Annotated in this window: 11 protein-coding genes; 5 read left to right on the forward strand and 6 right to left on the reverse strand. The window is 54.3% G+C overall.

From position 1 onward, the window contains the following. The 6 genes from RBB16_RS19685 to RBB16_RS19710 form a co-directional block, all read right to left on the reverse strand. On the reverse strand, positions 1-1112 hold a 1112-nt coding region (locus RBB16_RS19685; RefSeq protein ID WP_306047737.1), incomplete at its 3' end, for a hypothetical protein. Between the two features lie 588 nt (positions 1113-1700). Continuing rightward, on the reverse strand, positions 1701-2714 hold the full coding sequence (locus RBB16_RS19690; RefSeq protein ID WP_306047738.1) for a hypothetical protein: 1014 nt from the start codon (positions 2712-2714) through the stop codon (positions 1701-1703). Then, positions 2711-3337, reverse strand: a complete 627-nt coding sequence (locus RBB16_RS19695) for a hypothetical protein (RefSeq protein ID WP_306047739.1) — start codon at positions 3335-3337, stop codon at positions 2711-2713. The genes RBB16_RS19690 and RBB16_RS19695 overlap by 4 nt, the downstream gene beginning before the upstream one ends. 28 nt (positions 3338-3365) lie before the next feature. Beyond that, on the reverse strand, positions 3366-3899 hold the full coding sequence (locus RBB16_RS19700) for a hypothetical protein (RefSeq protein ID WP_306047740.1): 534 nt from the start codon (positions 3897-3899) through the stop codon (positions 3366-3368). 908 nt (positions 3900-4807) lie between these two features. Continuing rightward, the gene (locus RBB16_RS19705; RefSeq protein WP_306047741.1) at positions 4808-5605 is read right to left on the reverse strand and encodes a hypothetical protein; all 798 of its coding nucleotides are present in this window, start codon (positions 5603-5605) and stop codon (positions 4808-4810) included. A gap of 170 nt (positions 5606-5775) precedes the next feature. Further along, positions 5776-6708: an IS5 family transposase gene (locus RBB16_RS19710; protein WP_306047742.1), complete on the reverse strand. Its 933-nt coding sequence runs from the start codon at positions 6706-6708 to the stop codon at positions 5776-5778. 169 nt (positions 6709-6877) lie between these two features. Between RBB16_RS19710 and RBB16_RS19715 the strand changes: the two genes are divergently transcribed. The 5 genes from RBB16_RS19715 (at position 6878) to RBB16_RS20725 (ending at position 10496) form a co-directional block, all read left to right on the forward strand. Further along, positions 6878-7522, forward strand: coding sequence for an IS110 family transposase (locus RBB16_RS19715; RefSeq protein ID WP_371931270.1), 645 nt, complete (start codon positions 6878-6880; stop codon positions 7520-7522). Between the two features lie 190 nt (positions 7523-7712). After that, complete coding sequence (locus RBB16_RS19720; RefSeq protein ID WP_306047743.1) at positions 7713-8108, forward strand: IS5 family transposase; 396 nt, start codon at positions 7713-7715, stop codon at positions 8106-8108. A 197-nt stretch (positions 8109-8305) separates the two neighbouring features. After that, on the forward strand, positions 8306-9262 hold the full coding sequence (locus RBB16_RS19725; protein WP_306047744.1) for an IS110 family transposase: 957 nt from the start codon (positions 8306-8308) through the stop codon (positions 9260-9262). Positions 9263-9575: 313 nt separating this feature from the next. Continuing rightward, positions 9576-10232 carry an imm11 family protein gene (locus RBB16_RS19730; RefSeq protein WP_306047745.1) on the forward strand — a complete coding sequence of 219 codons (657 nt, stop codon included), beginning with the start codon at positions 9576-9578 and terminating at the stop codon, positions 10230-10232. 36 nt (positions 10233-10268) lie between these two features. After that, on the forward strand, positions 10269-10496 hold the full coding sequence (locus tag RBB16_RS20725) for an AHH domain-containing protein (protein ID WP_371931271.1): 228 nt from the start codon (positions 10269-10271) through the stop codon (positions 10494-10496). Positions 10497-10560: the final 64 nt, after the last annotated feature.

A 10560-nucleotide genomic window follows, 5' to 3' on the forward strand; every position in this document is an offset into this window, starting at 1 on the left:
AGCCCGTGCAGAGTGTTGCCGAAGATCGAGATATCATCGCTCGTATCGGCATAGGCGGAGCCATCGTCATAGCCCAGGTTGATCTCAGTGATCCCCCAATCCGCCAAAGTGCGCAATTCGCCCGCATCTGTCTCGCCGTCCTGGTCGAGATCCTGCCAGACCCTAAGTTCCGACCAAACACTATCCTGCGCGTTCAGAAGTCCGTCGTTGTTGTTGTCGAAGGCCCGTCGCAATGCCTGCAGATCGGTGTCTCCTGCATCTCCCCATAGCGCAAAGCCCAATTCTCGCGCTTGGTCGATGACCCCATCGCCTGCACCACGGGTTCCATCCGCGTTCAGGTCAATCACCAGAAATCCGTCATCCGGCGCGACCCAGCTTCCCCGTTCGAGAAACCCGTCGCCATCGACGTCAAAACTCACATCGCCATCAATCGCGATCTCAACGCCATCCCCGTCAAGGTCAAGAATAACCGGCTTTCCGCTTTGGGTCTCTCCTCCATACGAGGGGTTTGGAATGGGAATGGGGGAGCTTGGCAACGGACCACCATTCACATTATTCGTGGATTGTTCCTGAAGCCATCCATCGTAATCATCACTTAGATCAAGAGTGTAGTCATAGGCATAACCGTCTCCCGGGTTATTGTCGCCAGGATCTCCATCTTCTAGTGAATACGCCTGCGGCCTTCCATTCTCATCTAGATAAACCGCCCCTAGCTCAAGCGCTTCTGCGATAGAGATATCATGAAGATCAGCATATTCAGTGGCCGCATACACTTGTTCCAAATAGCTAATACCACCGCTTCCGGGTTCTTGAGATCGCATAGAAGCTTCCGCAAGTTCAATCTCCAAAGCCAGGTCACGGGCTTGCTCCTCCAATTCGCTTCGCCTATCAGGGTCGTTCTCCAATAAAGCAGCGGCTTCAATTCTCTCAACGCGCACTCTTGACACGGCGACATACAGATCAGTGTATATTTGAAGATTGCTGCGGCGAGCATCCAAAATGTCGCCAAACTCTTCAAGGCTATAGCTGGGAGACGCATCCGAGTTTGCTCTATGATCAACGTCTATCGTTAAATCACTTAGATTCAATATAGATATAACGTTACCGCTCATCATTATTCTCCGTCATACATGTAGAAAAACTGGAGCTCTGGATTATACCATCAACGTCAGAAATTCCGTCATCAAGGAGCAAAAAACATCGAGCCGCAGTTAAGCCCTGGCTCTCCTCAGTGCGGCTGTCCGGAAGAACGATCGAATAAGGATTTCGTATGTCAAACTGGTTAAGTGGTAGGACATCAAAATACAGAACTCGAACATACGCAGCGTACCTGCGGTTATCTCCTCCTTCAACGAGACCGCTGGCAATACCCAGCTCAAACAGTCTCCGCCATCTCTCGAATTGATCTGTTTGATCATACCCTTCCACCTGAACCCAATGATACATTACCGAAAATGGGAGAATGAAAAAAAACTCCCTTGGCAAGATACTGTTGATCGCGGATATACACTCACCATCCAATACGCGGCTCCCCTCTCGCCATTCTGCAAGATACTCAAATATCTCATCCGTATTCCATTGCTCATTGGGGCACGCATCAACGGATATTCGATCTGCATCTTGAGCGAAGGCTGCGCTAGATACTGCTATAGTTAGCGAAACCGATGTTACCAGCGATGCTAAAATGCTAACCCAAGGCCTTAACATAGTTTGCTCCAAACATTTGAAACCCGGCTCGCCATGCGAGCCTGATGGTGGCGTACAGATTGACTCAGCTGTTGTCGGGACCATCCAGCGCGGCCCGCTAATAGGGTTTGCCACTTTCGAGCTCGATCATATACCCACCGCGGTTTCAACTCGTCACCATCCCCGTCAAGGTCAAGAATAACAGGCTGTCCGCTTTGGGTCTCTCCTAGCCCCTCGGGTCGAGGGATGGGTCGAGGAGACGTGGGCGGCGCATAGTTACCGTCTCCATCCGGGTCCGTGATTAACTGCCCATTTCCGTCATATGGCTGTGTGCCAGTGCCATTCGTGTAGTCATAGGCAAATCCATCGCCGATAATGTTGTCACCGGTATCCCCATCGTACTCCGAGACCGGTATTAATCCCCCGCCATCGGCATCGATGAGATAGAGCTCATCGCCCAGACGGTACACACCACCATCAAGTGCTAGCAATGCTTCATCATAGGTATAGGGCGTTACACGACCGCCATGAGCAGCATTTGTGGCAATCTCAAGTACGACCTGGTTAACAAAATCGATGCTTTCTTGCGTTGTCAGGCCGTAAGAGCGGGCATCAGAAAAGATGTTGTCCAAAGTCGATTGCGCAATGATCTCGTAGAAACCGCCAGCGAGACCATCCCAAGGCGAACTCATTCCTTGGGCAATTTCAAGAGCTTCTAGTTGTTGCCTTAGATCGTCATATTCATTCTGAAGCGACGAATTGCTAGGGTCAGAATGCAACTCCTCAACGAGGTCGTTCATTCTGCTTGCAATAACTCTTGCGCCTACAACGACCTGAAGCGATGCAATATCTGATAGACCACGTGAACCACTGTATCCGGTTGTCTCCAGTCTTCCGGTAAGGTGATTGGTTTGAAGGGTTAATGCGTCATCGAAGATTGCGGCAGCACTACCTGCGGGCGCTGAACTGGAACCCTCGAAGTCCATGGAGACCGATCCATCGGAATTGAAATTCACTGAAAATGTCATTGCGCGATGCTCTCCATACATGAGCGAAACATAACAGATTCCAAAACACGCTCCGGCGCGACATTATGGATATCCGAACGAACGAAGCAGTTGTATTCTTGGATGGTTTCAAGCTGAGCGGATGCCCCATATGCCCTTGCAAAGCCCAAAAGAGGTTCAATCGCAAAGCTTGCATCCACGCTTGGAATCTGAATGAATTGACGAACAATCCATCCACGATAAATGTCAAACCGTCTTTGGTTTCTATCGCCAATGGACAAAAGCGCCGCAAGTAGGAGGCTAAATCTGGACTCGCTAGATACATCCTCCAAATCCATTGATTCGATCAATAGATAGTATCTAATATTCTGATAGTATCCTCCACCACCATCAAACGCTTGAATTACGTCACGTGTCTCTTGGATATCTGAAGAAGCTAACGGATGCGCGAGAACGAACCCTTCACCCCATACTCCCATCCCAAATAGATATCCTTCCGACCAGCACGGCGTCGGAAGTTCTTCTGCATCGACCCTATAGTCGAGTAGGTCTGTATTCTGCAAACAGCCTGGTGAATTTTCCTGCCAGGCATGGGCAAGGTTGCCATTGCACAGAGTGAAGAAAAGCGCAAATAGAGTGGCCATCAGGCCTCTCCCGGCTAGTGGCGTCTTCTTACCCCAAAGTCTTAACATAGTTTCCCCCGAGCATTTGAAACCCGGCTCGCCATGCGAGCCTGTGGGTCGTGTGTAGATTGACCCCTGAAGTCACATGAAACAGGATCCTGTCGATCCCTCGGGTGCGTGACCAAGATTCCACTCCACTGAGCAACCCGAGAGCCGCCCGACCTCCCCCGAGGAATTGACGTTCGTCCTTGCGAACATAGAACGCGCGAATCGTTGTCATCGAGGCATTGGTTGACAGAAAGTAATCGCCAACGGTGCAGTAGAGCGCACCGACGACCCTGTCGCCTTTCGTCGCGATCAGAATCCCATGTGTCAAAGGAGCATCCAATGCGTGTTTGATCGCGTTCTCGACCTTCACTCCACTAAACCGATACTCAGAAAACAGACTTTCTTGATGCGCCACATGCGCCAGTGCCACCAGGTCATCGATTAACCGGCTGTCCGAGAGAACAAAAAAATCCAATCTGGATGGAGTGCCATCGATGTAGGGGCGATCATCGTACAATGTCTTGAGGGAACTCATTACGTGCCACATCCTGTGTGAATCGGGATGGTTTTCTTAAACAGCACCGGTTTGAATGTGCTCGGCAGGGTAGCTGCTCGTCGGAGAATAGCTCCCGCACCTCCGCCCCCACCAAAGCTGAACTTGCTGTTGAGGTCGGTCATTTCCCGCTCTGTACAAAAAGACATGTTCTGTCCCTGTCCCTTTGCGGCTATTATGCCGCTGTTGTGGTTTGCCGGGCCTCCCTGCCCGGTAGCTCATTCAGATGGAGGAATCTTGACCATTCCTTCATCCATATGCGCGCTTACCTGGATGAGTTCTCATTCGGACAGTGATTTCTGAGGAAATCATAGCTGCGAGTCGCGCTTTCAGGAAGTGAATATTTAGAGACTGTCAGATAGTTTGCGCTCTGTTGTTATGTGTCAGGCAATTGGGAGGCGGTCTTCGAATGTGATGTAGGACTGAGATCTGACATAATGTCATTCGCGGATCGAGCGCTTCCACATCGGTGGATATAGGATCTGGGCTTCGGTAACGGGGCAACCTCAGTCAAGCGATTTTGCGCAGTCAAATTGATCCAGCAAGGCGCTTAGATCGGATCGTGCATGCCTGCCTCTGCTTTCTGGCGGCCTTCGGCTCAGGCCCTTCGGGTACATGCTTCGGTTCGTGGTCAACGCGGCGGCTGCCAATATGATGCTGGTTCTATTTAGTTCCGAGGTGCCTATCTCATAGTCGTGCTTGATTGAAGTCAGCGACATTTCGGACCTAGAGGGGCGTCTGCGTCGAGAATAGACAACGAGCGCCGCCTTAAAGCCGGATTTCCACTAGCAAACATATCTGTTAAAAATGACCAAACAAATTGAGCCTGGAGCAGTTGTTTCCCAACCTCAATAGCATCATACATGAGCGCGATGCTGTGTTCATCCGGCTTAATGGTTCCGCTCTTCGGAAACGCGCCAGGGGCCTTCTCGATCATCGGACCGCACCACATGTCGTAAAATTTGCGCGCGGGCAGGGCGCCCGTCTTCTGTTCGGCCCTCGCCTGCGCCAAAGAACTCAAACACAATCGGCTTTTCGCGGGCGATGGTTTCGTCCAGAAACAGGCGATACTCCATTTCCGTGGTGAAAACGTCTGTCGCATATACTGGAGGTTTCGGCTGAATCCCGCCATTTTGCTTGCTCCAACGGGTTCCCGTGAAGTTCTCGATCTCGATCGTCAGACAAGGGTCTGCTGCCAGCGCTACGGCTTCGAGTGCAAGGATTGGATCGATGTCCACCCAATCCAGGTCGATTTGAGCACCGTTCAAACTCTTCAGTAGTTGAAACATCGTACCATTGAGAAGAAACTCATCGGAGACGTGCCCCATCGCATTGTCGCCGAACAGCCTTGCAAAGCATTGCCGCAGAAAATCAAGCTCTTCCCGGATCAGAGATTTGCAGTTGGGACCTTCTCTACAGGTATTGTCCAGCCTGCCGTAAGCCGTCGCGTCATTGATGGTCTGAACTGCCTTTGACACACCACTGCGTTTGTCGTTCTTGGTTTCCCGGAATGTTGTCGTCTCATACATGCGTCGGCAAACCGTGTGGAGATTTGCCTTCTTTCCGAAGACCCCTAGAGCGATCAAGAAGTTGTACTTCTGGCGGAGCTGAATGCAGCAACCCAGGTGCGGCCCGGCTTTGGTTTTGTCCTGAGAGATACGAGGCAGGATTTCGGGTGCAGATTTCATTGGGTCCTCCAGTCGTCTATATCAACCTCACGTCTATCAACTGAAGAGTGTTCCGTCCCCGGACGGAAGTCCGTTCGCAGCAGAGTGGTCGCTCAGTTGCTGGTCAGCCCCTGAACATGGTCGGCGTTGTTGCAGAAAGACGGCCTGAGGCGTGACTTCCCCTTTGAGCTTCAGGCCGCGCGGGCGATCTCGACGGTGCCGAGGGCGTTGAAGCGGTTCATGATAGCGACGCGGATGTGGATTTCGGCGGTTTGGCGGTCCGGGTGTCTCGCGGCGATGCGCTCGCCGAAGGACTTGAGGCAGCGCATCCTGGCCTCTACGCGGCTGCGGGCGTGGTACCCCGTCCACCGTTTCCAGAACGCCCTGCCGTAGTGACGTGTGGCGCGCAGGGTTTCGTTGCGTGCTCGGGCGGCTGGGCAATCCTCCTTCCACGGTCGGCCATTCTTTTGGATCGGAATGATCGCCGTGCCGCCGCGCGCGATGATGGCGCTGTGGCAGCGGCGGGTGTCGTAGGCACCGTCCGCGGTAACGGTGCCGATGTCTTCATCGTCCGGGACCTGGCCCAGCAGGTCCGGCAGGACGGGGCTATCGCCTTCCCGGCTGGGGGTGAACTCGACCGCGCGGATGTCGGAGGTGGCCGTATCCATCGCCAGATGCACCTTGCGCCATTGGCGTCGTCCCTGAACACCATGCTTCCGGGCTTGCCACTCGCCATCGCCGAGGAACTTGATGCCGGTGCTGTCCACCAGCAGGTTCAGCGGCCCGCTAGCACGGCGATAGGGGACCTGCACCTTCAGGGTCTTCTGCCTGCGGCGCAGGGTCGAGTAGTCCGGAACGGGCCAGTCCAGCCCGGCCAGGCGCAGCAGGCTGGCGACCATTCCTGCAGTGTGCCTGAGCGGCAGCTTGAACAGCACCTTGATCGACAGGCAGAACTGGATCGCCGCGTCCGAAAAGACGGGCGGACGCCCTGGGCGACCCTCATGCGTCGCGTGCCAAGCCATCTCCTTGTCCAGCCAGATCAGCAGCGATCCACGCATGCGGAGCGCAGCGTTGTAGTAGGACCAGTTCGTCGTGCGGTAGCGGGTGGGAGCGGGTTCACTCATGCAGACCGTCTAACTGCATGGATTCGTGATGTGAATCCTTTACGGCCAGAGTTCTGCAACAACGCCATTCCGACGAATAGATCGCACCACTAAACCGTGGGATCAAACAGAGTCCAAAACAGTCGAGCAGCAGTCTTGCGCGGCGGTCTTCCGCGGCCGGGAACGCCTAGTGCATCAGCGGACCGCTGATGTGAACGCCTTACGGGCTCTGCTGTATGAGCACGGCTATGTGTTTCCGGTCGGCATGTCCCACCTCAATCGCATGACGGCGCTTGTGCAGGATGAGACCGTCCACTTGCACGCGTTGATCCGCGAAGAATGCCTGGACCTGCTCGGGCAGATCGCAGAGAAAACCGCGCGTATCATTGAGCGCACCACGAAGCTCAAGACGCTGGCCATCCAGTCAGACAGAGCACGCCGGCTACAGACGATGCCGGGTGTTGGACCGCTGACGGCCGTTGCAGTCGAAGCGTTTGGTCCCGACATGGTGGAATTCAAAACCGTGCGCAACTTTGCGGCTTGGTTGGGCCTTGTTCCTCGGCAACATTCCTCCGGAGGCAAGGAGCGCCTTGGTCGCATGACGAAGGCCGGTCAAGCCGATATCAGACGCCTGTTGATTATCGGCGCAATGTCGCGACTTAACTGGCTCGGACAGCGCACAATTACGGAGGGCAGCTGGCTGTCACGCATGCTGGCGCGCAAACCCAGGATGCTGGTCGCGATCGCGCTCGCCAATAAGATGGCCCGCCAGATCTGGGCAATGCTGACAAAGAATGAAGATTACAGAGTTCCGGCGATGGCGGTCGTGGCATGATGCTCATGTCGAACCGCTAGGGCCGGTGCCGAGGGAGTGTGAGAAGACGACGACCTGAATGGGCAAAATGATCGAACAGATCTGGATTGGGAAAACCAGTTAGTCGCTACGAGCATTGAGCTCGAAAGTCAGATTTGGACCCAATCTGCTGATCACCATCCCGGCCCGCGGCTTCTGGAAACGCCGTATCATGAAGGCCTCACAGAAGTTCGCACTCGATCACACGCCAATATGGTCAAAAGCTTCTTGCACTACGGGCGGCAACCACAGAAGCGACTACATCGGCGCACGGGCTTTGCTGGGCGGTTTGCCAAAGGTCGAATGGCTACTTGGAGACCGAGGCTACGACGCAGACTGGTTCAGAGATGCGTTGAAAGACAAAGGGATACGCGCCTGCATTCCCGGCCGAAAGCAACGCAAAACCCAGGTCAAATACGACAAGCGCCGATACAAGCGGCGAAACCGCATCGAGATCATGTTCGGCAGGCTCAAAGACTGGAGACGCGTGGCAACCCGATACGACAGGTGTCCCAAGGTCTTCCTCTCGGCCATCGCGCTCGCAGCCGTCGTCATCTACTGGTTATGAATCCTGACCCTTCTGTATTTGCGTTCTGCTAGACTGGCCCCGTCACCGGCCCCGGCCAGGGCCGATGGCGGGGTGGTGCGCGACGTCTGACCCTTGTGGCAAGACCACGTTTTCTAGCCTGTCGGCACCGCCTCTCTTCATCGTCTCGAATAGTTGATTGCGGCCTTTGCAGGACCGCGCACCAGAAGGAAGAGAGCATGGACAATCTATCACATGGCTGCGTCATCGGCATAGATGTTAGCCGCGACTGGCTGGACCTTCATTGCCTGCCCGACGGGCATTGCTGCAGAGTGCCAAACGCTCCGGCAGGTCATGCTGTTGTGGCGGATCTTGCCCGGGACAGAGATGCTGTAGTCTGTTTTGAGTCGACTGGCGGTCAAGAATGGCAGCTCTGGGCGATTTTGGAGGCAGAAGGTGTTGCAGCCCGCCAGGTCCCCCCCGCTCAGGTGAAGGCGTTTGCGCAAAGCCGAGGCACGCGCGCCAAGACCGACCGGATCGATGCGGAACTCATCGCACGTTTCTTTGCTTTCCGTCCCGAAGCAGGGCGCAGTCTTCCCGCAGAAAAACTACGTATTCTCAGAGCTTTGACGTCAAAACGAGCCCAGCTGGTCGAGATGCGCAAACGGCTGCTGGCCCAATTTCGCGCGCATCGGAAACTCGGCACAGCCGCAATGTTCGAGGACATCGACACTGAGTTGAAGCAACGTTTCGACATCCTGATCCAGGAACTGGAAGACAGGATCACCCAGGCCATCGCGAGCGATGATCACCTGTCGGAGACCGCAGGTATTCTCCGTTCGATCCCGGGAATCGGCCCGGTTGCCAGCACAATGCTGATCGCCGAAATGCCCGAGATCGGCACTATCACCGGTGAACAAGCTGCCGCACTCACTGGTTTAGCCCCGGTCGCGCACGACAGTGGAACTCTTCGCGGGAAACGGGCCATCGCCGGTGGTCGCCGTGCCCTCCGGCATGTGATGTTCCAAGCAGCCTTGGTCGCGGCACATCATAACCCAAGCCTGAGATCCTTCGCAGATCGCCTCCGCAAGGCTGGAAAACCGCACAAGGTTATCATCACCGCCGTCGCCAGAAAGCTGGTCACTATCGCCAATTCGTTGTGCAAGAGCCATCAAAAATGGGCCGCCCCGACGTAATAAAAGATACAGTTGCTAGGTTCAGGGGGCAAGACCAAGTACGGAATGCCTGTTGCAATTGCGTGCAAGTTCATAGCAACCTTCGAAGGAAGGCGCAGGGGCGGAGAATCTCGTCAGCAATTGAGGGATTGAGCTTCGGCCCCACGACGACTGCAGTGAAAGAGGGTATTTGGAGTTCGGTCATGTTTCAATCTTGCTCATGCCATGCATGCGTGAAAATATCTGATATCAGATCTGACTGCATCCGGTTGGGGAAGTTTTTTCCTAATAAGTCACGACAGTATGGGAGATGGCTCGTAAAGGAGTTGAGTAAGTGACCTGGGTATTTAATCGTTCCGTGAACGATAATGTGCTGATAGCAGGTTGGTTCCTTGAGGCGCAGAAACCACATCCAGACTGGTCTCGATACCTTGATGTTTCCATTGTGCTCGGAGAGGGCACGCGTTCTTTATCCGCGGACGAAATGCCACGACAGTTCTTTATTGATGAGAAGCCGAGGGCGTTACCCGATATGTTCATGGGGTCGAGCGGTAAATGGGTCGTTTCGGATCCCGCCCGCCAGATCATCGAAGATCTCGACCCAGGGCTTCACCAGTTCTTTTCCATCAATGTGCAATTCCCGGATGGCTCTTCTCCTCTCGGAGAGTGGTTTGCGATGAACATCACGACCGTCCGCAAGACGATGATCGATGCGGAATCCGCGATCAAGCACTTGCCTCCGGCAAAGCTTCCTAAGAAGTTGCCTGACGGAACCATTACGACCTATTGGAGTACAGGCACCAGCCTGATCGATTTCAACGCCAAACGCATCACCGTTGGACCGGACGCTGATGACGGCGCAAATCTATGGCGGGAGAAGGGACATCAGAGGGACCTCATCCTGTTTTCAGACAAGCTTCACGATGCTTTGCAAGAGGCCGGTCTGACGACAGCAAAGACATTCCGCGCGCGGCTTTCTACGGAAAGCTGATTTCCTGATTCTTAAAGATTACACGAGGGTTCGAGTATGCCTGGAACACAAAATCATCATGTCTTGCCGACAGCAGTTTACCTTGAGTTTCGAGAAAATATCAACCGTTGGACAAATAACGATTATCAGAACAATGCAGGCTACAATCGGGTTGAGCTGCCGATCAGCCCCGGTGCTGGTTCCAGCCTTCCCGGCCATTCCGGCTCGCATCCTGGACTAAGCGATGCCTGGAGAAATGTTCTTAGGGACATTAGGCGGTGTTGACAAAAGGGGTTCCCAACGCGCGTTGAGCGTGATTCAAGCTGGTATCTACGATGGAGACCAGCTT

The sequence above is a fragment of the Nioella sp. MMSF_3534 genome, assembly GCF_030732985.1.
Taxonomy (GTDB): Bacteria; Pseudomonadota; Alphaproteobacteria; order Rhodobacterales; family Rhodobacteraceae; genus Nioella.